The sequence below is a fragment of the Streptomyces sp. NPDC055099 genome (assembly GCF_053607685.1).
This window is the reverse complement of the sequence record NZ_JBSGUA010000008.1, coordinates 62440-85661: the sequence shown is the minus strand read 5'-3', so window position 1 is coordinate 85661 and position 23222 is coordinate 62440. Positions and strand designations below refer to the sequence as shown.

At 70.7% G+C, this 23222-nt stretch carries 22 protein-coding genes and 1 tRNA gene; 17 read left to right on the top strand and 6 right to left on the bottom strand.

Annotation, left to right across the window (positions count from 1 at the left end):
- Positions 1-51: 51 nt before the first annotated feature.
- Positions 52-663 carry a 5-formyltetrahydrofolate cyclo-ligase gene (locus ACWFRU_RS20885; RefSeq protein WP_453689036.1) on the bottom strand — a complete coding sequence of 204 codons (612 nt, stop codon included), beginning with the start codon at positions 661-663 and terminating at the stop codon, positions 52-54.
- A gap of 94 nt (positions 664-757) precedes the next feature.
- On the opposite strand from ACWFRU_RS20885, the gene galU reads away from it, so the two are divergent.
- From galU to ACWFRU_RS20850, 7 genes are all read left to right on the top strand, one after another.
- Complete coding sequence (gene galU, locus ACWFRU_RS20880; protein WP_363211763.1) at positions 758-1663, top strand: UTP--glucose-1-phosphate uridylyltransferase GalU; 906 nt, start codon at positions 758-760, stop codon at positions 1661-1663.
- Between the two features lie 4 nt (positions 1664-1667).
- A complete protein-coding gene (gene glp / locus ACWFRU_RS20875; RefSeq protein WP_453689033.1) occupies positions 1668-2999 on the top strand; it encodes a molybdotransferase-like divisome protein Glp in 1332 nt (443 codons plus the stop codon).
- Positions 3000-3086: 87 nt separating this feature from the next.
- Positions 3087-3578 carry a cyclic pyranopterin monophosphate synthase MoaC gene (moaC, locus tag ACWFRU_RS20870; RefSeq protein WP_453689031.1) on the top strand — a complete coding sequence of 164 codons (492 nt, stop codon included), beginning with the start codon at positions 3087-3089 and terminating at the stop codon, positions 3576-3578.
- The gene (locus tag ACWFRU_RS20865; RefSeq protein ID WP_453689029.1) at positions 3575-4075 is read left to right on the top strand and encodes a MogA/MoaB family molybdenum cofactor biosynthesis protein; all 501 of its coding nucleotides are present in this window, start codon (positions 3575-3577) and stop codon (positions 4073-4075) included. The genes moaC and ACWFRU_RS20865 overlap by 4 nt, the downstream gene beginning before the upstream one ends.
- On the top strand, positions 4072-4695 hold the full coding sequence (locus ACWFRU_RS20860) for a GNAT family N-acetyltransferase (protein WP_363309324.1): 624 nt from the start codon (positions 4072-4074) through the stop codon (positions 4693-4695). The genes ACWFRU_RS20865 and ACWFRU_RS20860 overlap by 4 nt, the downstream gene beginning before the upstream one ends.
- Positions 4696-4892: 197 nt before the next feature.
- Positions 4893-6101, top strand: coding sequence for a divisome protein SepX/GlpR (sepX, locus tag ACWFRU_RS20855; protein WP_453689027.1), 1209 nt, complete (start codon positions 4893-4895; stop codon positions 6099-6101).
- A 78-nt stretch (positions 6102-6179) separates the two neighbouring features.
- Positions 6180-6253: transfer RNA gene (locus ACWFRU_RS20850), tRNA-Ala, on the top strand.
- Positions 6254-6327: 74 nt separating this feature from the next.
- On the opposite strand, the gene ACWFRU_RS20845 is transcribed toward ACWFRU_RS20850, so the two are convergent.
- Positions 6328-6840 carry a GNAT family N-acetyltransferase gene (locus ACWFRU_RS20845; protein ID WP_453689025.1) on the bottom strand — a complete coding sequence of 171 codons (513 nt, stop codon included), beginning with the start codon at positions 6838-6840 and terminating at the stop codon, positions 6328-6330.
- A 66-nt stretch (positions 6841-6906) separates the two neighbouring features.
- Between ACWFRU_RS20845 and ACWFRU_RS20840 the strand changes: the two genes are divergently transcribed.
- Positions 6907-7707 carry an exodeoxyribonuclease III gene (locus ACWFRU_RS20840; protein ID WP_453689023.1) on the top strand — a complete coding sequence of 267 codons (801 nt, stop codon included), beginning with the start codon at positions 6907-6909 and terminating at the stop codon, positions 7705-7707.
- A gap of 85 nt (positions 7708-7792) precedes the next feature.
- Complete coding sequence (locus ACWFRU_RS20835; protein ID WP_453689021.1) at positions 7793-8854, top strand: DUF6528 family protein; 1062 nt, start codon at positions 7793-7795, stop codon at positions 8852-8854.
- Between the two features lie 143 nt (positions 8855-8997).
- On the opposite strand, the gene ACWFRU_RS20830 is transcribed toward ACWFRU_RS20835, so the two are convergent.
- Positions 8998-9642: a MerR family transcriptional regulator gene (locus ACWFRU_RS20830; RefSeq protein ID WP_453689461.1), complete on the bottom strand. Its 645-nt coding sequence runs from the start codon at positions 9640-9642 to the stop codon at positions 8998-9000.
- Positions 9643-9829: 187 nt separating this feature from the next.
- Between ACWFRU_RS20830 and ACWFRU_RS20825 the strand changes: the two genes are divergently transcribed.
- Genes ACWFRU_RS20825 through ACWFRU_RS20815 form a run of 3 tightly spaced genes read left to right on the top strand, consistent with a single transcriptional unit; the run spans position 9830 to position 13232 of the window.
- The gene (locus ACWFRU_RS20825) at positions 9830-11389 is read left to right on the top strand and encodes a flavin-containing monooxygenase (RefSeq protein WP_453689019.1); all 1560 of its coding nucleotides are present in this window, start codon (positions 9830-9832) and stop codon (positions 11387-11389) included.
- Positions 11386-12357, top strand: a complete 972-nt coding sequence (locus ACWFRU_RS20820; RefSeq protein WP_453689017.1) for an alpha/beta fold hydrolase — start codon at positions 11386-11388, stop codon at positions 12355-12357. The genes ACWFRU_RS20825 and ACWFRU_RS20820 overlap by 4 nt, the downstream gene beginning before the upstream one ends.
- Positions 12354-13232, top strand: a complete 879-nt coding sequence (locus ACWFRU_RS20815; protein ID WP_453689015.1) for an SDR family oxidoreductase — start codon at positions 12354-12356, stop codon at positions 13230-13232. Before ACWFRU_RS20820 ends, ACWFRU_RS20815 begins: the two co-directional genes overlap by 4 nt.
- A gap of 94 nt (positions 13233-13326) precedes the next feature.
- Here the strand turns inward: ACWFRU_RS20815 and ACWFRU_RS20810 are convergent, their stop codons facing one another.
- Both ACWFRU_RS20810 and ACWFRU_RS20805 read right to left on the bottom strand, forming a co-directional pair.
- Positions 13327-13521, bottom strand: coding sequence for a hypothetical protein (locus ACWFRU_RS20810; RefSeq protein WP_453689013.1), 195 nt, complete (start codon positions 13519-13521; stop codon positions 13327-13329).
- A gap of 129 nt (positions 13522-13650) precedes the next feature.
- Entirely contained in the window at positions 13651-16935 is a 3285-nt protein-coding gene (locus ACWFRU_RS20805) for a S41 family peptidase (RefSeq protein WP_453689012.1), read from the bottom strand.
- A 192-nt stretch (positions 16936-17127) separates the two neighbouring features.
- Here ACWFRU_RS20805 and ACWFRU_RS20800 point away from each other — a divergent pair, with 192 nt between their 5' ends.
- Together ACWFRU_RS20800 and ACWFRU_RS20795 are read left to right on the top strand one after the other, a co-directional pair.
- Positions 17128-17718, top strand: a complete 591-nt coding sequence (locus ACWFRU_RS20800; protein WP_453689010.1) for a TetR/AcrR family transcriptional regulator — start codon at positions 17128-17130, stop codon at positions 17716-17718.
- A 109-nt stretch (positions 17719-17827) separates the two neighbouring features.
- Positions 17828-20065, top strand: coding sequence for an MMPL family transporter (locus ACWFRU_RS20795; protein ID WP_453689008.1), 2238 nt, complete (start codon positions 17828-17830; stop codon positions 20063-20065).
- 4 nt (positions 20066-20069) lie between these two features.
- On the opposite strand, the gene ACWFRU_RS20790 is transcribed toward ACWFRU_RS20795, so the two are convergent.
- On the bottom strand, positions 20070-20423 hold the full coding sequence (locus ACWFRU_RS20790; RefSeq protein ID WP_453689007.1) for an SsgA family sporulation/cell division regulator: 354 nt from the start codon (positions 20421-20423) through the stop codon (positions 20070-20072).
- A gap of 204 nt (positions 20424-20627) precedes the next feature.
- On the opposite strand from ACWFRU_RS20790, the gene ACWFRU_RS20785 reads away from it, so the two are divergent.
- The 3 genes from ACWFRU_RS20785 to ACWFRU_RS20775 are packed head-to-tail and all read left to right on the top strand — an operon-like array spanning position 20628 to position 23216.
- Positions 20628-21701, top strand: coding sequence for an energy-coupling factor ABC transporter permease (locus ACWFRU_RS20785; protein ID WP_453689005.1), 1074 nt, complete (start codon positions 20628-20630; stop codon positions 21699-21701).
- Position 21702: 1 nt separating this feature from the next.
- A complete protein-coding gene (cbiQ, locus tag ACWFRU_RS20780; RefSeq protein ID WP_453689003.1) occupies positions 21703-22464 on the top strand; it encodes a cobalt ECF transporter T component CbiQ in 762 nt (253 codons plus the stop codon).
- Positions 22452-23216, top strand: a complete 765-nt coding sequence (locus ACWFRU_RS20775; protein ID WP_453689001.1) for an energy-coupling factor ABC transporter ATP-binding protein — start codon at positions 22452-22454, stop codon at positions 23214-23216. Before cbiQ ends, ACWFRU_RS20775 begins: the two co-directional genes overlap by 13 nt.
- Positions 23217-23222: the final 6 nt, after the last annotated feature.

Genomic DNA, 23222 nt, shown 5'->3' with positions numbered 1-23222 from the left:
TGAAAGGGCCCTCCACGCGCGCGTGGAGGGCCCTTTCCGTCGTCGGGGGCCTCAGTGGAAGTGGCGTACTCCCGACGGGGTGACGACGGCGTGCACCGGCTTGTCGTGCGGCTCCTGGGGGACGTGCGCGACGACTTCGGTGTCGTACAGGAGCACCACGAGGGCCGGATCGGCACCGGCCCGTCCGAGCCGGGCGAGCACCCTGTCGTACGACCCGCCGCCGCGTCCCAGGCGCATCCCGCGCGCGTCCACGGCCAGGCCCGGCAGCAGCACGACGTCGGCCGCCACGACCGCGTCGGGCCCGAGGCGCGGCCCCGAGGGTTCCAAGAGCCGGATCTTTCCCGGGTGTTGCACGGGGGCCAGCGAGTCCGGGCCCTCGTAGGCCGCCCAGTCCAGGTCGTTGTCGTCGAGGAGCACCGGCAGCAGGACCCGCGTCCCGCGCGCGTGCAGGGCGTCGAGGAGGGCGCGCGTCCCCGGTTCGCTCCCCACGGAGACGTACGCGGCGACCGTGCGCGCCCCGGAGAGTTCCGGCAGCTCCAATGCGCGGTCGGCGAGAACCGCGGCGGCCTTCTGTGCGTCATCCCCAGTCAACCGGCTTCTCACCGCGAGGATTTCTCCGCGCAAGGTGCGCTTGGTTGGGTCGGCGGGGCCGGTTTCTTGCATGGTGCGCTCACAAATCCTTCCAGGTGCGCTCATATGAGAACAAAATGTCCTGAGTCACAGATTCCGCACATACTCACCGGTTATGGTTACGGACATGACTGAGTCTCACCCCCCGCGGATCAGCAAGGCTGTCATTCCCGCAGCAGGTCTCGGAACCCGGTTCCTGCCGGCCACGAAGGCCACTCCCAAGGAGATGCTGCCGGTCGTCGACAAGCCGGCGATCCAGTACGTGGTCGAGGAGGCCGCCTCCGCCGGCCTCGACGACGTCCTCATGATCACGGGCCGCAACAAGCGCCCGCTCGAGGACCACTTCGACCGCAACTACGAGCTGGAGTCGGCCCTCCTGAAGAAGGGCGACGAGGCGAGGCTGGCGAAGGTCCAGGAGTCCAGCGACCTCGCCACGATGCACTACGTACGCCAGGGCGACCCCAAGGGACTCGGTCACGCCGTCCTGTGCGCCGCCCCGCACGTGGGCAACGAACCTTTCGCGGTGCTCCTCGGCGACGACCTGATCGACCCGCGCGACCCGCTCCTCGCCCGCATGGTCGAGGTCCAGGAGCGCCACGGCGGCAGCGTCGTCGCCCTCATGGAGGTGGCCCCGGAGCAGATCCACCTCTACGGCTGCGCGGCCGTGGACGCCACGGACGAGGGCGACGTCGTGAAGGTGACGGGCTTGGTCGAGAAGCCCGACCCGGCGGACGCCCCCAGCAACTACGCCATCATCGGCCGTTATGTCCTGGACCCCCATGTCTTCGACATACTGCGCAAGACCGAGCCGGGCCGCGGCGGCGAGATCCAGCTCACCGACGCACTCCAGCAGCTCGCCGCCGACGAGAAGGTCGGCGGTCCCGTGCACGGCGTCGTCTTCAAGGGCCGCCGCTATGACACCGGCGACCGGGGCGACTATCTGCGTGCCATTGTCAGACTCGCGTGCGAACGTGAAGACCTGGGCCCGGACTTCCAGGCCTGGCTTCGCAGTTACGTGTCCGAGGAGATGTAGCACTTTGAGCAGCAGCGCGACGACCGAAGTCACCGGCCAGGAACACGTCTGGTCGGTGAGCGAGCACCTGGACGACATCCTCGGATCCGTCCGCCCCCTGGAGCCCATCGAGCTCCAACTCCTCGACGCCCAGGGCTGCGTCCTCGTCGAGGACGTCACGGTGCCCGTCTCGCTGCCGCCCTTCGACAACAGCTCCATGGACGGTTACGCGGTCCGGGTCGCCGACATCACGGGCGCGAGCGAGGAGTTCCCCGCCGTCCTCACGGTCATCGGTGACGTGGCCGCCGGCCAGGTCGAGCAGCCGGAGGTCGGCGCGGGCCAGGCCGCCCGCATCATGACCGGCGCCCCGCTGCCGCCCGGAGCCGAGGCCGTCGTCCCCGTGGAGTGGACCGACGGAGGCCTCGGCGAAGGCCCCGTCTCCGGGATGCGCGCGCACAGCGGCGCCCCCGAAGGTGCCTCCGGCGAGGTCCGCGTGCACCGTCCCGCGGAGGCACGCGCGCACGTGCGGGCGCAGGGCAGCGATGTCCGCGCCGGCGACCGCGCGCTGAGCGCGGGCACGGTCCTCGGCGCCCCGCAGATCGCCCTGCTCGCCGCGATCGGCCGGGGCACGGTGAAGGTGCGCCCCCGCCCCCGCGTGGTCGTCATGTCCACCGGCAGCGAACTGATCCAACCTGGCGAGGAGTTGGCCAAGGGCCAGATCTACGACTCCAACAGCTTCGCCCTGACCGCCGCCGCCCGGGACGCCGGAGCGATCGCCTACCGCGTGGGCGCGGTCGCCGACGACGCCGAGACGCTGCGCTCCACCATCGAGGACCAGCTGATCCGCGCCGACCTCATCGTCACCACGGGCGGCGTCAGCGTCGGGGCGTACGACGTCGTGAAGGAAGCCCTCTCCTCCGTGGGGGACGAGGACGAGGACGGCAGTGGCATCGAGTTCCGCAAGCTCGCCATGCAGCCGGGCAAGCCGCAGGGCTTCGGCTCCATCGGCCCCGACCACACCCCGCTGCTCGCCCTGCCGGGCAACCCGGTGTCGTCGTACGTCTCCTTCGAGATCTTCGTGCGTCCCGCGGTGCGCGCCCTGATGGGTCTCCCGGACGTCCACCGGCCCACGGCGCGCGCGGAGCTCACCGCCGACAAGGCGCTGACCTCACCCGCGGGCAAGCGGCAGTTCCTGCGCGGGCGGTACGACGCCGCGGCGGGCGACGTGCGGCCCGTGGGCGGCGCGGGCTCCCACCTCGTCGCGGCCCTCGCGCACGCGAACGCGCTGATCGTCGTCCCGGAGGACATCACTTCGGTGGAGCCGGGTACGGACGTCGAAGTGGTCCTGCTCGGCTGAAAGGCGCGCCCGCGCGGTACGGTATCGCGCACATAGGCCCCCTTGCGCCGCACCGCCGGAGGGCCCGGACCGGGAGCGCACCAGCACATGAGTACCGAGCAGCGACTGACGCACATCGACGAGGCGGGCGCCGCCCGCATGGTCGACGTATCCGCGAAGGACGTGACGGCGCGCACCGCCCGGGCCAGTGGCCGCGTCCTGGTCTCGCCCCGCGTGATCGAGCTGCTGCGCGGCGAGGGCGTGCCCAAGGGCGACGCCCTGGCCACCGCGCGGATCGCGGGCATCATGGGCGCCAAGCGCACGCCCGACCTGATCCCGCTCTGCCATCCGCTGGCCGTCTCCGGGGTGAAGCTGGACCTCTCCGTGGCGGACGACGCCGTCGAGATCCTCGCCACGGTCAAGACGACGGACCGTACGGGCGTCGAGATGGAGGCGCTCACCGCGGTGACCGTCGCCGCCCTCACGGTGATCGACATGGTCAAGGCCGTCGACAAGGGCGCGGTCATCACGGACGTGCGCGTCGAGGAGAAGACCGGCGGCAAGTCCGGGGACTGGAGCCGCGGAGGAGCCGGAGCATGACCGCCTACCGCGCACTGGTCGTCACGGCATCCAACCGCGCTGCCGCCGGGGTCTACGCCGACCGGGGCGGGCCGATCATCGCCGAGGCGCTTGCCGCACTCGGCTTCGAGGTCGAGGGCCCGCAGGTCGTCCCCGACGGTGACCCGGTCGAGCAGGCCCTGCGCGCCGGAGCCGAGGCCGGCTTCGACGTGATCCTCACCACAGGCGGCACCGGCATCTCGCCCACCGACCGCACCCCCGAGGCCACCCGCGCCGTCATCGACCACGAGGTGCCCGGCATCCCGGAGGCGATCCGCGCGTACGGCAGGGAGAAGATCCCCACGGCCGTGCTGTCCCGCGGTCTGGCCGGGGTCGCGGGCCACACCCTCATCGTGAACCTGCCGGGCTCCACCGGCGGTGTGCGGGACGGCATCGCCGTCCTCGAACCCCTGCTGGCGCACGCCGTCGAGCAGTTGCGGGGCGGCGACCACCCCAGACCCCCGGGCGGTGCGAGCTGAACAGCCCTTCCTGGCCCGTCGAGCTGACGGACGGCGATGTCGCCCTCCGTCCGATAAAGATGCGCGACCAGCGGCCCTGGCGTGAGGTCAACCGGCGCAACCGGGACTGGCTGCGCCCCTGGGAGGCGACGATCCCGCCGCCCACGCCGAGCGGCCCGGTCGTGCACCGCCCGACGTACCGTCAGATGGTCCGGCATCTGCGCGCCGAGGCGCACGCCGGGCGCATGCTGCCCTTCGTGATCGAGTACCAGGGGCGGCTCGTGGGGCAGTTGACGGTCGCCGGGATCACCTGGGGATCGATGTGCTCGGGCCATGTCGGCTACTGGGTCGACCAGTCGGTCGCGGGCCGCGGCGTGATGCCGACCGCCGTCGCTCTCGCGGTCGATCATTGCTTCCGATCGGTGGGGCTGCACCGTATCGAGGTCTGTATTCGCCCCGAGAACGGGCCAAGCCGCAGGGTCGTGGAGAAACTCGGATTCCGCGAGGAGGGGCTTCGTCCACGTTATCTCCACATCGACGGTGCCTGGCGTGACCATCTTGTCTTCGCGCTCACCGCGGAAGAGGTACCGGAAGGGTTGCTGCGGCGCTGGCACCAGGCACGACCTCGGAACACCGCGTAAATAGAATAAGTGTTTGAAATAAATCGGTGATCGACCGTCTGGGGCCCGACTTGGTCCCTCTGAGGCATTAATTTCACGGTCCCGGTGGCCTGTTGATCGCATCAGTCACAAAAAAAGTTCGAGATATCAGCCAGATCGTGCGACACACCGGCTCAATTGGCAGATGGCCTCCCGCAAACCCCTCTACCGTGTGAGGCGTGAGCAGCAGCGGCCTCATCTACGCAGTCATCGTCGGGGCCTGGGCCGCCTACTTGGTGCCGATGTGGCTCCGTAGGCAGGACGAGCTCAATGAAGCCCGTCCGACGGAACGCTTCAGCACCGCCATCCGGCTCCTGTCCGGACGTGCGGGGATGGAGCGCCGGTACGCCAAGGACCTGCAAGCGCGCTCGCCTGAAGAGGAGGAGTCGCGCGACCCGGACGACGCCACCGGCGCGGTGGACGTCCGGGCCTTCGTCGCGCCCCCGCATCGGCAGGGCGTCCAGGAGGAGCGGCCCGCGGCGAAGCCCCCGGCCAGGCCCTCCGTGAAGGCTCCGGTCCCGACCCCGGCCCCGGCTCCGGTTCCGACCCCGGCTCCGACCGGGCCCCGGTCCCCGCAGTCGGCCGCCCGGCGGGCCGCGTCGGCGGAAGCCGCCGCGCGCGCCCGGCGCACGAAGGTGCTCGCGCGCCGACGGCGTACGACGGTGATGCTGTTCATCGCCTTCACGGCCGGCACGGTCGTCGCCGCCGTCGGAGGGCTCGCGTTCCTCTGGGCGCCCGCGGCACCGGCCGCGCTCCTGAGCGCGTACATCGTGTATCTGCGGGGCCAGGAGCGGCGCCGCTTCACCTACACCATGGACCGGCGCCGGGCCGAGGTCGCCGCGCAGCGGCTGCGCGAGCGCCAGCCGCGCCGGCGCGCGCCGGGCGGCAGCGCGGACGCGGTCGTCGACGAACCGGAGGAAGGACCGGGCCCCGAGACGGAGACCGGGCTCTCCGCGCTCGCCGCCGACCGCCGCGCCCTGGTCGAGCAGACCGACCACGCGGAGTGGGTGGACCAGCAGCGTGAGCGCCAGCGCCGCCCCGGCCACGGCGACAGCTGGGACCCGGTGCCGGTGCCCCTGCCGACGTACGTGACCGCGCCGGTCGCCCCGCGCGCCACCGGTGACGTCGACTTGGGCGCCCCCGACGCCTGGAGCTCGGCACGGTCCAGCTCCGTGGAGCCCAGCGCGGACGAGGCGCGGGGCGAGGCAGTCGAGACCGAGTACGCCGATTACGCGGAGGCCGCGGAAGGCACCGAGAGCGCGGACGGCGGCGGTGGCCGCAGCGACGCACGCCGGGCCGCGTCCGCGCGCAGGGCTCGCGAACGCGGACGCACGCCCCTCTTCGACCAGTACGACGACGGGGACCGGCCGCGGGCCGCCAACGAGTGATGCCTGACCAGCGAGGGTCCGGTCAGGAACGGATTTCCAAGCACCCGGATCGGGATGCTAGAGTTTCACTCGTTGCAAGGGCCTGTGGCGCAGTCTGGTAGCGCACCTCGTTCGCATCGAGGGGGTCTGGGGTTCAAATCCCCACAGGTCCACTGCACATGAGATCCCGTCCGGTTCTTCGAACCGGGCGGGATCTTTGCGTGCGCCTAAGAGCCGCGCTCAAGAGCTACAGGAACTTGGCGAAGCAGCGGCTCAGGTTCTCGAAGCGGTAGTGGCCGAACTTCGTGGGGGCCGGGGTGTAGCCGGTCGACGTGTAGAGGGCTATGGCCTCCGGCTGCTTGGTGCCCGTCTCCAGGACCATGCGCGTACGGCCCGCCGCCCTCGCGTCGTCCTCCAGGGCCGCCAGGATGAGCCGGGCCAGTCCCAGGCCGCGGGCCTCCGGGGTGACGTACATGCGCTTGATCTCGGCGTCGCCGTGCGCGTATCCCTCGTCGTTCTCCTCGTGGCCGCGCCAGCCGCCGGTGGCCACCGGGGTGCCGCTCTCGTCATACGCGAGGAGATACAGACCGCGCGGGGCGGTGAACATGGCCGGGTCGAGGGGTGTGACGTCGCCCTCATCTCCGTACCGCTCCGCGTATTCGAGCTGGACGCGGTCGTTGAGCCTGACCGCGTCGGGGTGGTCGAAGGGGGTGGGGCGCAGCTCGACGGAGGCCCGGGGCAACGGTGACTGAATACTCATGCGAATCATCGTACTTCTATGCGGTGGTGTGTGGGTGTCCATTAAGTGTGCCGGTATCGTTCCGGGATGCTCCAAGTGACCAGTGTGAATGTGAACGGGCTGCGCGCCGCCGCCAAGAAGGGCTTCGTCGAGTGGCTCGCCGAGACCTCCGCCGACGTGCTCTGCCTCCAGGAGGTGCGGGCCGAGCCCGAGCAGCTGCCGGAGGAGGTGCGGGCCCCCGAGGGGTGGCACGTCACACACGCGCCGGCCGCGGCCAAGGGGCGCGCGGGTGTCTCCCTCTACACGCGCCGTGAGCCGGACCGCGTGCAGATCGGATTCGGGTCGCAGGAGTTCGACGGCAGCGGGCGCTATGTCGAGGCCGATCTGCCCGGCGTCACCGTCGCGAGCCTGTATCTGCCCTCGGGCGAGGTCGGCACGGAGCGGCAGGACGAGAAGGTTCGCTTCATGGGGGAGTTCCTCACCTACCTGAAGGATCTGAAGGTGCGGGCCGCCGCCGAGGGGCGGCAGGTCGTGGTCTGCGGTGACTGGAACATCGCGCACCAGGAGGCCGACCTCAAGAACTGGAAGGGCAACAAGAAGAACTCGGGCTTCCTGCCCGAGGAACGCGCCTGGCTGAGCGAGGTCTTCGAGGGCGACGCCGGGTACGTCGACGTCGTGCGGGCGCTGCACCCCGACGTCGAGGGCCCGTACTCCTGGTGGTCCTACCGAGGGCGCGCCTTCGACAACGACACGGGCTGGCGGATCGACTACCACGTGGCGACGCCCGGTCTCGCGGAGCGCGCGGTCAAGGGTTTCGTGGAGCGGGCGGCCACTCACGAGCAGCGGTGGTCGGACCATGCGCCCGTCACGGTGGTCTACGACATGTGATGCCGCGCGGCGCCATGGCATGTTGCGAGCGCGTACCTGACAATGTCTCAACTGTCAGCCGTGTGGGGGTAACTTCATGTCCGGTATGTCGAGACCGTCTCGTCGGGGTGTGCTGCTCGGGGCGCTGGGTGCGGGGATCGGGGCGGGGCTGCCGATGGTGGCGGCGTCTCCCGCAGCGGCCGCCGGTGGTGAGGGCGGTGAGGGCGGTGATGGTGGTGCCGGAGGGGTTCCCCGGCGGACGCCGCCGGTGCTCCTCACCGAGCAGGCGACGCAGCAGATCCTCGTGCTCGACCCGCGGCGCAGGGTCTGGGACCCCCAGGAGGATCCGTCCGTCGTGCGGTGGGCGTTCTCGCCCCGGGAGCGCGAGGGGTACGAGGATCTGCGGCCCGACGACAGCTTCGTGTATCCGAGCGAGTCGAAGGTGCGCAGGCACAAGAAGCGTACGTACGTCCTGACCACCGCGTCCTTCGGCTTCGTCGCCGTCGTCGACTATCCCTCCGGCGAGCGCTACTGGGGCGCGGCGATCGGACCGGGCGACGACCTCTTCAATCCGCACAGTGCGGAGATCCTGCCGGACGGCAATGTCGCGGTGGCGTGCAGCACGGGCGCGCTGGTCAGGCTGTACGCGGCGTCGCAGGGGCCGCGGGCCTCGCGGTTCGCCGAGGCGGAGCTGAAGGGCGCGCACGGGCTGCACTGGGACGGTGCGCGCGAGGTGCTGTGGGCCATCGGTGACGATGAGCTGGTCACGTACGAGGTGGGTGGTACGCGGGCCAGGCCCACGCTGCGGCAGCGGTTCTCGGTCGGGCTGCCGGTCGGGACGCCGGGCAAGACTCCCGGCGGGCATGATCTCTTTCCCGTGGCCGGGCGCCGGGGGCGGCTGTGGGTGACGACGAACGCGTCCGTCTTCCAGTACGACATCGGTGACCGGGCCTTCGTGCAGGACTTCGCGGGGGCCGAGGAGATCTCCCGGAAGTCGGTGAAGGGCGTCGGGAACGATCCGCGTACGGGGCAGGTCATCTCCACCGTGCCGGAGGGCGGGCTTGAGGAGACCTGGTGGACGACCAAGGTGAGTGTCCATCGGCCGCGGGGGGAGTACGAGTTGGTCGGGGGCGGGATCTACAAGGCCCGTTGGTTCCTGCCGAGGTAGGGCGGACGGGGCATGGGGCTGAGGTCGTGCCTCCGGCGGTTTCTTCCCCGATCCCGCCCCTTCCCGGAACTGGGGCTCCGCCCCAGACCCCGGTCCTCAAACGCCGGACGGGCTGGGTGTGTCGCCGGACGGGCTGAACGGCCTCAGTTCTCCTCCGGCTTCTCCGAAGCCAGGCGGCGGTCCAGCGCCATCGACAGTTCCGCCTCCACCACGCTCTTCGCGAGCGGGCGCAGGCGGTCGATGCTGACGTCGCCCGCCTCGGGCGGCGTGTGCGTGCGGATGATCGTGATGAACAACTCGGCCAGCGCGTCCGCGTGTTCGCGTACGCGCTGGCCCGCCTCCAGGACCGCGGCCAGCGGGATGCCCTCGCGGACCAGGGTCGACGAGACGTCCAGGAGGCGGCGGCTCACGTGGACGATCTCCTCGCCGTCCGTGCCGAGGTAGCCGAGGTCGAGGGCCGCGGCGAGGTTCTCCGGGGTGACCTCGCCCGCGAAGTGGTCGGCCAGTTCCTCGGGGGTCAGGCGGACCGGGGTCTCCTCGGTGGACTCGCCGATGCCGAGGAGCTCGCCGACGTCCCGGCCGTTCTCGAAGGCCTCCGCGAGTTCCGCGATGCCGCTCAGGGTGTGGCCGCGGTCCAGGAGTGCGGCGATCGTCCGGAGCCTGGCCAGGTGGTGGTCGTCGTACCAGGCGATGCGGCCCTCGCGGCGGGGCGGTGGGATGAGGCCGCGCTCCCGGTAGAAGCGCACGGTGCGCACCGTGATGCCGGCCGCCTTGGCCAGCTCCTCCATGCGGTACTCGCGTGTCTCTGCCACGGCAGCAGCCTATGTGGTGCCGGATCGCGCGGGCGTTCGGTCGAGATCTACCGGCGGTAACTCGGTACGCCAGACCCCTACCCATCAGTAGGCAGGTGTTCTACGCTCCCAATTGCGCCAGTGGTCACTGGCAGAGTCGTGAAGCAGTTCGGGAGGCGGCGGCATGGCCGAGGACGAGCGCCAGCAGGAGCGCGAACGCGAACATGTGCGGGTGGCGGTGATCGGCACCGGATTCGGCGGGCTCGGGGCCGCGGTCCGGTTGCGCCGCGAGGGCATCACCGACTTCGTCGTCCTGGAGCGGGCGAGCGCCGTCGGCGGCACCTGGCGGGACAACAGCTATCCGGGCTGCGCGTGCGACGTGCCCTCGCATCTGTACTCGTTCTCCTTCGCGCCCAACCCCGACTGGCCGCGCACCTTCTCCGGCCAGGAGAAGATCCATGAGTACCTGGAGCAGGTCGCCGACACCTTCCGGCTGCGCCCGCACATCCGCCTCGACACCGAGGTGAAGCAGCTGCGCTGGGACGCTGAGCGGCTGTGGTGGGAGGTCGAGACGAGCAACGGCACGCTCACCGCCGATGTCGTCGTCTCCGCCACCGGGCCGCTCTCCGACCCCAAGCTCCCGGACATCCCCGGTCTCGACAGCTTCGAGGGCAAGGTCTTCCACTCCGCGCGCTGGGACCACGACTACGACCTGCGCGGCAAGCGCGTCGCGATGATCGGCACCGGCGCGTCCGCCATCCAGATCGTCCCGGCGATCCAGCCCGAGGTCGGCAGGCTGACCCTCTTCCAGCGCACCCCGCCCTGGGTGATGCCGCGCATGGACCGCGCCATCAGCAAGGCCGAGCGCTGGGTGCACCGCCAGTTGCCGTTCACCACGCAGGCCCGGCGCGGAATCCTGTGGGGCATACGGGAGTTGCAGGTCCAGGCGTTCACCAAGCGGCCGAACGAGCTGGGCGCGGTCGAGCAGCTGGCCAAGCGGAACATCGCCCGCGCCATCAAGGACCGGGACCTGCGGGCCAAGCTGACCCCGTCGTACCGCATCGGCTGCAAGCGCATCCTGCTGTCCAACACCTACTACCCGGCGCTCGCGCAGCCCAATGTCGACGTCGTCGCCAGCGGGCTCAGCGAGGTGCGCGGGAACACCGTCGTCGCCGCGGACGGCACCGAGACCGAGGTCGACGCGATCATCTTCGGCACGGGATTCCACGTCACGGACATGCCGATCGCCGACCGTGTGGTGGGCGCCGACGGCGGGACGATGATGGAGTCCTGGAAGGACGGCATGAAGTCCCTGCGCGGCGCGACCGCCGCGGGATTCCCGAACTTCATGACGGTCATCGGCCCGAACACCGGCCTCGGCAACTCCTCGATGATCCTGATGATCGAGTCCCAGCTCAACTATCTCGCCGACTACATGCGGCAGTTGGACGTGCTGGGCGGCCGGGCCGCGCTCGCCGTGCGCACCGGTGCCGTGGACGCCTGGAACGACAAGGTGCAGGAGCGCATGAAGCGCACCGTGTGGAACACCGGCGGCTGCAACAGCTGGTACCTCGACGAGAACGGCGTGAACACGACGATCTGGCCGGGCACGACGAGCGAGTTCCGCGCCGCCACCCGGCGCGTCGATCTCGCCGAGTACGAGGTGGTGCGGCCGCCCAAGGTGAGTCCGGAAGCGGTGACGCCGAAGTCCCGTAAGGCGAAGAAGGTCGAGGCAGGGGCATGAGCAGGCTGACGCATGTGACGAGCGGGCCGTTCGCGCCGCCCGCAGCCGCGCGGGAACTGACCGTCGTGTCGGCGGACGGCGCGCGGCTGCACGCCGAGGTGCACGGTCCCGACGGCGCGCCCGCGGTGGTGCTCGCGCACGGGTGGACCTGCTCGACCGCCTTCTGGGCGGCACAGATACGTGACCTCGCGGTCGACCACCGGGTGATCGCGTACGACCAGCGGGGGCACGGCCGCAGTGTCGCGCCGGACGGTGTGGAGGGATACAGCACCGACGCGCTCGCCGACGACCTCGAGGCCGTGCTCGCGGCGACGCTGGAGCCGGGGGAGCGGGCGGTGCTCGCCGGGCACTCGATGGGCGGCATGACGATCATGGCCGCGAGCACGCGTCCTGGGTTCCGGGAGCACGCGGCGGCGGTTCTGCTGTGCAGCACGGGGAGTGCGCGGCTCGTCGCCGAGTCGCTCGTGGTGCCGATGCGGGCAGGGTGGATACGCACCCGGCTCACGCGGTCGGTCCTCGGGGCGAAGGCGCCGCTGGGGCCCGTGACGCCGATGGCCAGGCGCATCCTCAAGTACGCGACGATGGGCCCCGGTTCGGCGCCGGACCGGGTCGACGTATGCGCGCGGATCGTGCACGGGTGCCCGCGCGTGGTGCGCTATCGCTGGTCGCACGTGCTCGACGAGATCGCCCTCGACACGGGGGTACTGGAGTTGGACGTGCCGACCGCGGTCATCGCCGGCGCGGCCGACCGGATGACGCCCGTCACGCACGCGCGGCGCCTGGCCGGGATGCTGCCGGACTCCCTCGGGCTCACCGAGCTGCCGGGGATCGGTCACATGACGCCGGTCGAGGCGCCGGAAGCGGTCACGGCGGGGATCAGGGGCCTCGTGGAGAGGTACGTGGGGGCCGCCGGTCAGCAGGTTCAGGTTCAGGGGCAGGTTCAGGGGCTCGAAGGGAGCAGCGCATGAGCAAGGTCAGCCTTGAGGGTCAGGTCGCGGTCGTCACCGGGGCGGCGCGTGGCGTGGGCGAGCTGCTCGCGCGCAAGCTGTCGGCGCGGGGTGCGAAGATCGCGCTCGTCGGCCTGGAACCGGACGAGTTGAAGCAGGTTGCGGGGCGGCTGCACACCGAGGCGGAGGCCTGGCACGCGGACGTCACGGACCATGACGCGATGGCCCGGGTCGCCCAGGAGGTCAAGGAGCGGTTCGGCAAGGTCGACATCGTCGTCGCCAACGCGGGCGTCGCCAACGGCGGTCCCTTCGTCGAGTCCGACCCCGAGGCGTGGCGCCGGGTGATCGAGGTCAACCTCATCGGCAGCGCGGTGACGGGGCGGGCGTTCCTGCCGGTCCTGATGGAGAGCCGCGGCTATCTCCTGCAGATCGCCTCGCTGGCGGCGATCACTCCGGCGCCGATGATGACGGCGTACTGCGCGTCGAAGTCGGGCGTCGAGGCGTACGCGCACTGCCTGCGGGCCGAGGTCGGCTACAAGGGCGTGAAGGTGGGCGTCGGTTACCTGTCCTGGACGGACACGGACATGGTGCGGGGCGCGGACGAGAACGACGTGATGCGGGAGCTGCGGCAGCGCCTGCCGTGGCCGTCCAACAAGACGTACCCGCTGGGTCCGGCCGTCGACCGGATCGTCGCCGGGATCGAGCGGCGGTCGAGCCATGTGTACGCGCAGTGGTGGCTGCGGGGGATGCAGGGCATCCGGGGTTACCTGCCGGCGCTCATCGGCACGGTCGGGCAGCGCGAGATGCGGCGCTTCGAACCCCGGCTCGGGACGGTCTCCACGGGGCTTGTGGGAGCGGGCGGCTCCGCCGACGAACAGGCGCGTACCGGCGGGTAGTTGATCCCGGCGGGCAGTACCCGTACGCAGCGATGAGGCCCTCCGGCGTCCCGGAGGGCCTCATCGCGTCACGCTCGGTGCAGCACCAGGCGTGTCAGCGGTCGAACTTGTCCCGCTGCTCCTGTGCGGCGTCCTGGGCCTTCTCCTGACCCTGCGAGGCGCGCTCGCTCGCCTCGTCCCTGCCCTGCGAAGCCCGCTCGCTCGCCTCGTCCTTACGGTCGCCCATCGCGCCCTTCGCCTTGTTGGCGAGGTCGTCGGCCTTGTCCTGGAACTGGTCCTTGATGCCCATGCTTGTTCACTCCTAGAGGGTGAGGTTGGAGGGGCCTCGACCAGACTGACATGGGGGGACTTTCCTCGCATTTCGATCAGTTACGGGTGGTGACGGGCGCCGGGAAGGCCGTGTCGTACCGGCCCCCCGTCAGCCCCGTGGCGGAAGCTGCGGACGGCGCCGGTCCGGTACGTCGTCGAGGCCCGGCGGCTCCACCGCGGGCTGCCGTTCCAGGAGGTCGAGAGCGACCTGCACCGCGTCGTCGAGCTGCGCGTGCCGCCCCTCCGCCCAGTCGAGGGGCGTACGGAGCACCTCCAGGTCGGGGGCCACGCCGTGGTTCTCGACGGACCAGCCGTACTCGTCGAACCACCCCGCGTTCATCGGCACCGTGATGACGGTCCCGTCGCCGAGCACGTGCCGCCCGGTCATCCCCACCACGCCGCCCCACGTGCGCTGGCCCACCACGGGCCCGAGGCCGAGCAGCTTGAAGGCCGCCGTGATCATGTCGCCGTCGGACGACGTCGCCTCGTCGGCCAGGGCCACCACGGGGCCGCGGGGCGCGTTCGACGCGTACGAAACCGGCTGGGCGTTGCGGGTCAGGTCCCAGCCCAGGATCTTGCGCGTCAGCTTCTCCACCACCAGCTCGCTGATGTGCCCGCCCGCGTTGCCGCGTACGTCCACGAGCAGGGCCGGGCGGGAGACCTCAAGACGCAGGTCCCGGTTGAACTGCGCCCATCCGGAGCCGCCCATGTCGGGGATGTGCAGGTAGCCGCACTTGCCCCCGCTCAGCTCCCGTACGACGTCACGCCGTTTGGCCACCCAGTCCTGGTAGCGCAGGGGGCGTTCGTTGATGAGGGGGACGATCGCGACCCTCCTGGACCTGCCCTTTTTCTCGGCCGGCTGGAACGTCAGCTCCACCGTCGTGCCGCCCGCCGCCGCGAGCAGCGGGAAGGGGCCCGTCACCGGGTCCACCGGCCGGCCGTCGATGTGCGTGAGGATCGCGCCCTCGCGGATGCCCGCGCCCGCGAGCGGTGAGCGCGCCTTGGAGTCGGACGAGTCGCCGGGCAGGATGCGTTTGATCATCCAACTGCCGTCCCGGCAGACCAGGTTGGCGCCGAGCAGGCCCATCGCCCGCTGGTAGTGCGGCGGTCCTTCGTTGCGCCGTGCGGCGGAGACGTACGCGTGGGAGGTGCCCAGCTCGCCCAGGACCTCGCGGAGCAGGTCCGCGAACTCGTCGGGGGACGCGACCCGTTCCACAAGCGGCCGGTACTGGTCCAGGATCGCCGGCCAGTCGATGCCGCACATGTGCGGCTCCCAGAAGTAGGCCCGGATGAGGCGGCCCGCCTCGTCGTAGGACTGGCGCCACTCGGCCGCCGGGTCGACCTCGTGCAGGATGCGGCGCAGGTCGATCCAGACGGTCGTGTCGCTGTCGCCGCTCTCCGTCGAGGGGACCGCGCGCAGGTCGCCCTCGTCGACCACCACGAGCCGCGAACCGTCGCCGCTGAGCGCGAACCAGTCGAGGTGGTCGACCAGTTCGGACTTCTTGCCCTTGGTGATGTTGAAGTACTCCAGGGTGGGGCGCCCGGAGGTGTCCGACGGGTTGGCGAAGGTCTCGCCGAGCGCGCCCGAGATCGGCCAGCGCATCCAGACGAGGCCGCCGCCGCTGACGGGGGAGAGGGCCGAGTACTTCGACGCCGAGACGGGGAAGGGCGTGACCCTGCTCTCCAGGCCCTCCACCTCCACGATGGCGGACCCGGCCGGCGAGAGACCGTCGGCCGGGTCGAGTCCGCCCGCCGCCGGGCGGCCGTCGGGGGAGAGGGCGAAGGGCGAGGGGGTCGCCGACGACAGGGGGACCAGGTAGGGGCGGCAGCCGAGGGGGAAGGACAGGTCGCCGGTGTGCACGTCGTAGACCGGGTCGAAGCCGCGCCAGGACAGGAAGGCCAGATAGCGGCCGTCGCTGGTGAAGACGGGGTTCTCGTCCTCGAAGCGGCCGTTGGTGACGTCGACGATGATGCGGCAGCCGGGGCCCTCGATGCGGGCCATCTTGATCTGCCGCAGAGAGCGGCCGACGCCCGGATGCGACCAGGTGAGCCAGGCCCCGTCCGGGGAGAAGGCCAGGTCCCGCACCGGGCCGTTGACGGAGCGGATCAGCTCCGTCACCTCGCCCTCGGACTCGGACTCCTCGGACGCGTCGATCAGGAGAAGCCGTCCGTCGTTCGACGCGATCGCGATGCGTTCGCCCTCGGGGTCGGAGAGCAGTTCGAGTACCCGGCCGAGCTGCCCTTGCGCGAGCCTGCGCGGCGCGCGGTCGCCGCTGGCGCGCGGCAGATAGGCGATCTCGACGGCGTCCTCGCCCTCCGCGTCGGTGACGTAGGCGACCTGCCCGCCCTTGCCGAGCATCTCCGGGAGCCGGACACGCACGCCCGGGGTGTCCGTGATGGTGCGGGCGGGCCCGTCCCGGTGCGTGAGCCAGTACAGGCTGCCGCGTACGACGACGGCGCTGGCCCGGCCCGTCGTGTCCACGGAGAGCGAGTCGATGTGCTGCGCGGCAGGCACCTGATAGATCCGCCGTCCGGCCCGCGGCCCGCCCAGGCGTACGTCGAGGCGGCGCGGCACGGAGCCGGGGGACAGGTCGTCCACGAGCCAGACGTCGCCAGCGCACTGGTAGACGACGCGGGCGCCGTCGCTGGCGGCGTGCCGGGCGTAGAACGCGTCGTGGTCGGTGTGCCGCCGCAGGTCGGAGCCGTCCGGCAGGCAGGAGTAGAGGTTGCCGACGCCCTCGTGGTCGGAGAGGAAGGCGATCCTGCCGTCCACGAACATCGGGGAGTCCAGGTGCCCGTCGAGGTCGGGCAGGAGCTGGTCGCCGTGCAGCCACAGGCGGCCGGTCGCCCCGCCCCGGTAGCGCTTCCAGGCGGCGGGCTCGTGCGGCGGCTTCCCGGTCAGGAGGAGTGTCTTGCGCTCGCCCTCGATGTCGTTGACCGCGATGTCGTACACCGGACCCCAGGGCAGCTTGCCGCCGGGTGACCCGTCGGTCGGCACGCTGTAGGCCCAGCAGAAGTACGAGAAGGGCTGATTGTGCGAGGAGACGGCGAGGATGTCGCCGTCGGGGGACCAGCCGCAGACCCGGGTGTCCGTGCTCCCCCAGTAGGTGAGGCGCCGGGCCGGGCCGCCGTCGACCGGGGCCAGATGGATCTCCGGGTCGAGACTGCGCCATGTCGTGAACGCGATGTGGCGGCCGTCCGGCGAGAAGCGCGGATGGCTCACCTTGGTCCGGTCGACGGTCACCCGCCAGGCCCGGCCCGCGGGTGCGCCGTCCGGGCTCAGCGGCGCCACCCAGAGATCGTCCTCGGCCGCGAAACAGAGACGGTCGCCGCTGAGGTGCGGAAATCGCAGGTAGGCGTGGTCAGCATGGGCTTCATCGCGCGCGTCGGTCACTTCACCATGCTTTTCCGGGGCGCAGGGCGCGGCAACTCGTACATGGGGGAAACGGGTACGCGGTGCGTGACGCAGCACACGTACGAAACGGTTTCGTTTCGTTAAGCCCGCGGGTACAGTCATGGCGTACGGAACGGTTTCGACAAGGCTCGGCGACTACTCGTCGAGTGCTCGACGAGGAGCGGAGGGATCATGGCTGAGGCGGCAACGGTGCGGCGCAGTCGGATCACGCCCGAGCGCGAGGCCGAGCTCTACGCGGCCGTGCTCGACCTGCTCCGCGAGGTCGGGTACGAAGCGCTCACGATGGACGCCATCGCGTCCCGCACGAGGTCCAGTAAGGCCACCCTCTACCGCCAGTGGGGGAGCAAGCCCGAGCTGATCGCCAGGGCGCTGCGGCACAACAAGCCGGTGTCCATCGAGGACATCGACACGGGGTCCCTGCGCGGCGATCTGCTGGAGATGGCGGAGCGTTCGGACGACTGTCAGATGGAGCGGGACGCCGCGCTGATGCGGAGCCTGTTCCACGCCATTCACGGAAATCCCGAACTCCACCAGGCGCTGCGGCAGTTGCTCATCGAGCCGGAGATCACCGGCCTGAACGCGATGCTGCGCAGGGGTGTGGAGCGGGGCGAAGTGGCCCCGGACAACCCCGCTCTGGACTTCGTCATCCACATGATGGTCGGCGGCTTCGTCGCCCGTGACCTGGTCGAGGACCGCACGGTCGACCGTGAGTTCCTCCGTTCCTACATCGACGCCGTGATCCTCCCCGCTCTCGGCGTCTGACCCGACTCCCCTTCGCCAGCCCTCTTTTCCACCTGACGCGACCGCTCACGTCGTCGGGCTGATCCCCCCTGCCCTGTAGACACCACGACCTGACCGGGAGTACGCCCCCGTGGCCACTTTCCTCTACAAACTGGGCCGACTCGCCTTCAGGCGACGGCACTTCGTCGCCCTGATATGGGTGGCGCTCCTGACGCTCGCCGGAGTCGGCGCCGCGTCCGCGCCCACCGCCGCCTCAAGCTCCTTCTCCATTCCCGGCACGGAGGCCCAGAAGGCCTTCGACCTGCTCGAAGAGCGGGTGCCCGAAGCCAGTGCCGACGGCGCGAGCGCCCGGGTCGTCTTCAAGGCGCCCGACGGCGAGAAGGTCACCGACGCGGGCAACAAGGCCGAGATCGAGAAGACCGTCGCCGCGCTCAAGTCCGGTTCGGCCGAGGTGGCGAGGGCCGACAGCCCCTTCCGGACCAAGACGGTCAGCAAGGACGGCTCCACGGCGTACGCGTCGGTCTCGTACAAGGTCACCTCGATGGAGCTGACCGAGGGCAGCCGTGAAGCCCTGGAGAAGACGACCGAACAGGCGCGGGAGTCCGGGCTCACGGTCGAGGTCGGCGGTGACGCGCTGCAGGCGATGCCCGAGACCGGGGCCACCGAGATCATCGGCATCGCGGTCGCGGCCGTCGTCCTCGTCATCACCTTCGGCTCGCTGATCGCGGCGGGGCTCCCGCTGCTCACCGCGCTGATCGGCGTCGGCATCGGTGTCTCCTCGATCACCGCGCTCGCCAGCGCGCTCGACCTGGGGACGACCACCTCGACGCTCGCCATGATGATCGGCCTCGCGGTCGGCATCGACTACGCGCTCTTCGTCGTCTCCCGCTACCGCGGTGAACTCGCCGACGGGCGGGACCGTGAGGAGGCGGCGGGCCGCGCTGTCGGGACCGCCGGCTCGGCCGTGGTCTTCGCCGGGCTCACCGTGGTCATCGCGCTGGTCGGCCTCGCCGTGGTGAACATCCCGATGCTCACCAAGATGGGCTTCGCGGCGGCCGGCACGGTGGTCATCGCCGTGCTCATCGCGCTCACCCTGATCCCGGCGCTGCTCGGTTACGCGGGCAAGAAGGTCAAGCCCACGGGCGAGAAGAGCAAGGTGCTCGGCGGCGGCAAGAAGACGGCGGCCACCGAGGGGGCCACGGAGAAGAAGGACAACCTCGGCACGCGCTGGGCGCGCTTCGTCGTGCGCCGCCCGCTGACCGTCCTGCTCGTCGGCGTCATCGGCCTCGGCGCCGCCGCGCTGCCCGTGTCCTCCCTCGAACTGGGCCTCCCGGACGACGGCTCGCAGCCGACGTCCACGACCCAGCGCAAGGCGTACGACCTGGTCTCCGACGGGTTCGGCCCCGGCTTCAACGGCCCGCTGATGACGGTCGCCGACCTCAAGGGTGCGGACGACCCGAAGGCGGCGGCCGGTGAGATCCAGAAGACGATCTCCGGTCTCGACGATGTCCTCTCCGTCGCCCCGCCGATGATCAACAAGGCGGGCGACACGGCGATCATCAGCGTCGTCCCGTCCTCCAAGCCCAGCGGCATCGAGACCGAGAACCTCGTGCACGCGATCCGTGACGCGGGCGCCGACATCAAGTCCGACACCGGTGCGAGCGTCATGGTCACCGGTACGACGGCCATGAACATCGACGTCTCCCAGAAGCTGAACGACGCGCTGCTGCCCTACCTGGCACTGGTCGTCGGCCTGGCCTTCCTCCTCCTGATCGTCGTCTTCCGTTCCATCCTGGTCCCGCTCAAGGCGGCCCTCGGCTTCCTGCTCTCGGTCCTCGCGGCCCTGGGCGCGGTCGTCGCGGTCTTCCAGTGGGGCTGGCTCGGCTCGCTCTTCGGCGTGGAGCAGACCGGCCCGATCATGTCGATGATGCCGATCTTCATGGTGGGCGTCGTCTTCGGCCTCGCGATGGACTACGAGGTGTTCCTCGTGACGCGCATGCGAGAGGCGTACGTCCACGGGGAGCGGCCCGGCCAGGCGATCGTGACCGGCTTCCGGCACGGCGCACGCGTGGTCTCGGCAGCCGCCGTCATCATGATCGCCGTCTTCGCGGGCTTCATCGGCTCGTCCGAGCAGATGGTCAAGATGATCGGCTTCGGCCTCGCGATCGCCGTCTTCTTCGACGCGTTCATCGTCCGTATGGCGCTGGTCCCGGCGGTGCTCGCGCTGCTCGGCAAGAAGGCGTGGTGGCTGCCGCGCCGGCTCGACCGGGCGCTGCCGAACGTGGACGTCGAGGGCGAGGGCCTGCGGGACCTCGATGACGTGGCCGCCGGGCGCGGTGGTGACGGCCGGGAGCTGGAGCGCGTCTGACGCGTCAGTGGGGTACGGGGGCGGCCGCGTACGTGCGGCGCAGGAAGCGGATCAGCGCCGATGCGTCGAACTGCACGACCGCCACCCCGTGCGCCGAGTGGAACTCCATCACCGTCTGCACCCGGCCACAGGGCCAGATGTGTACGTCGCCGCTGGTGGCAGGGGCCCGCAGGCCCTGTTCGAGAAGCTGCCTGGCGAAGGTCCATTCGTGGGACCCCTCGGGTGAACCAGGGAGGCCGATCCGCACCGAGAGCGGGTCGGCCTCCGGGTCGTACCGGAGGACGGCGGGGACGGCGAGCTGGTCGTCAGGGGAGTCCGTGACGACGTGGGCACGTGCGAACTGCTCTACTGCGGACATCGCCGAACTCCTCACCATCACGCACGCCGTCACGCGCTTTCTGTCCTCTAATGTCCCATATATTCCGATTCCTGCTCCAGGTGTGACCGGGATAACTGGGTAGTCGCCGCTCTTGCAAACCGTTCGCAACAGAGCGCTATCATTGAACGGTTCACGAGCGATCCGCTCTGCCTTCCTCTTCCTGTCCTGCCCAGGAGCGCGCGCATGCATGTCCCCGACGGATTCATCAACGCCCCCGTCTCCGCCGCCACCGGGCTCATCGCCGCCGGAGCGATCGCCGTCAGCCTCCGCGGCGCGCGGCGGGAACTGGACGAGCGGACCGCGCCGCTGGCCGGGCTCGTGGCCGCGTTCATCTTCGCGGTGCAGATGCTGAACTTCCCGGTCGCGGCCGGGACCAGCGGACATCTGCTCGGCGGGGCGCTCGCGGCGATACTCGTCGGCCCCTATACGGGCGTCCTGTGCGTGTCCGTCGTCCTCCTCATGCAAGGCGTCCTCTTCGCCGACGGCGGCCTCACCGCGCTCGGTGTGAACATCACGGACATGGCGATCGTCACGACCGTCGTGGCCTATCTCACCTTCCGCGGCCTGGTGAAGGTGCTCCCGCGCACCCGCCGCTCCATCACCGCCTCCTCCTTCGTGGCCGCGCTGATCTCGGTGCCCGCCGCCGCGATCGCCTTCACCTTCCTCTACGCGCTCGGCGGCACCACCGACGTCTCCATCGGCAAGGTCGCCACGGCCATGGTCGGCGTGCACGTCCTGATCGGCATCGGCGAGGCCGCCATCACCGCGCTCACCGTCGGCGCCGTCATCGCCGTACGCCCCGACCTCGTGTACGGCGCCCGCGGCCTGACCCAGAAGCTCAAGCTGCGCGTGGGCGGCGAACTCGTGGACGCCCCCGGTGCCTCCGGTGCCGGGGAGCCCGCCCCCGTCGCCGCCCGGTCCCACCGCAAGGTGTGGATCGCCGGCCTGGTCACCTCCCTCGTCCTCGCCGGCTTCGTCAGCTTCTACGCCTCCGCGAACCCCGACGGCCTGGAGAAGGTCGCGGCCGACAAGGGCATCGACAAGAAGACCGAGGAGCACGCCACCTCGGACTCCCCGCTCGCCGACTACGGCGTCAAGGACATCACCGACACCCGCCTCTCCGGCGGCCTCGCGGGCGTGATCGGCGTCGGCGTCACCGTCGGCGCGGGCTCGGCGGTCTTCTGGGCGCTGCGGCGCCGCCGTACGGCGGACACGGACCCGGCGTCCACGGCGGCCGTCTCCTCGGAGACCACCTGACATGGGCGCGGGCCACGCCCACCGGCTCTACCGGCACGGCCACTCACCCGTCCACGCCCTGCCCCCGCACACCAAGCTGGCGGCGGTCTTCTGCTTCGTGGTCGTCGTGGTCTCCACGCCGCGCGAGGCGATGTGGGCGTTCGGCGGCTACGCGGTGCTGCTCGGCGCGGTGGCGTACGCGTCCCGCGTCCCTCTCCCCTTCCTCCTGAAGCGGCTGCTCATCGAGGTCCCGTTCGTGGCGTTCGCGGTGCTCATGCCGTTCGTGGCGGAGGGCGAGCGGGTCGACGTGCTCGGCATGTCCCTGAGCGTCAACGGCCTCTGGGGCGCCTGGAACGTCCTGGCCAAAGGCACGCTCGGCGTCGCGGCATCGGTCCTCCTCGCCTCCACCACCGAACTGCGCTCGCTGCTCCTGGGCCTGCAGCGTCTGAAGCTGCCGCCGCTGCTCGTCCAGATCGCCTCGTTCATGATCCGGTACGGCGACGTGATCACGGACGAGATGCGCCGCATGAAGATCGCGCGCGAGTCACGCGGCTTCGAGGCGCGGGGCGTGAAGCAGTGGGGCGGCCTGGCCAAATCCGCGGGCGCGCTCTTCATCCGCTCGTACGAGAGGGGCGAGCGGGTGCACCTGGCCATGGTCAGCCGGGGGTACGCCGGTTCGATGCCGGTGATCGACGAGGTCACCGCCTCCCGTGCACAGTGGACCTACGCCTTCGCCCTGCCGGGCGCCGCTCTTGTCGTCTGCCTGCTGGGATGGACCCTGTGACTGCCGCACCCTCGCTCGAAGTGGCCGGACTGGCCTTCGCCTACCCCGACGGGCACCAGGCGCTCTTCGGCGTCGACATGAGGATCGGCCGGGGCGAGCGGGTCGCGCTGCTCGGCCCGAACGGCGCGGGCAAGACGACGCTCGTCCTGCACCTGAACGGCATCCTGACGGGCGGCGCGGGCACGGTCACCGTCGCCGGCCTGCCCGTCGGCAAGAAGCACATGGCGGAGATCAGGCGCCGGGTCGGCATCGTCTTCCAGGACCCGGACGACCAGCTCTTCATGCCGACGGTGCGGGAAGACGTGGCGTTCGGCCCGGCGGCGGCGGGGATGCGCGGCCCGGAGCTGGAGGCCAGGGTGCAAAAGGCCCTTGGTCAGGTCGGCATGGCGGAGTTCGCGGACCGCCCGCCGCACCACCTCTCCTTCGGCCAGCGCAGGCGGGTCGCGGTGGCGACGGTCCTCGCGATGGAACCGGAGATCCTGGTCCTGGACGAACCGTCCTCGAACCTGGACCCCGCATCGCGCCGCGAACTGGCCGACATCCTGCGCTCGTTGGACGTGACGGTCCTGATGGTCACGCACGACCTGCCGTACGCCCTCGAACTCTGCCCCCGGGCCCTGATCCTGAGCGAGGGCGTGATCGCCGCGGACGGCCCCACGGGGGAGCTGCTCGCCGACGAGAGCTTGATGGGCGCGCACCGGCTCGAACTACCCTTCGGCTTCGATCCGAAGACGGTGAAGGTGAACCGGTAGGGAATC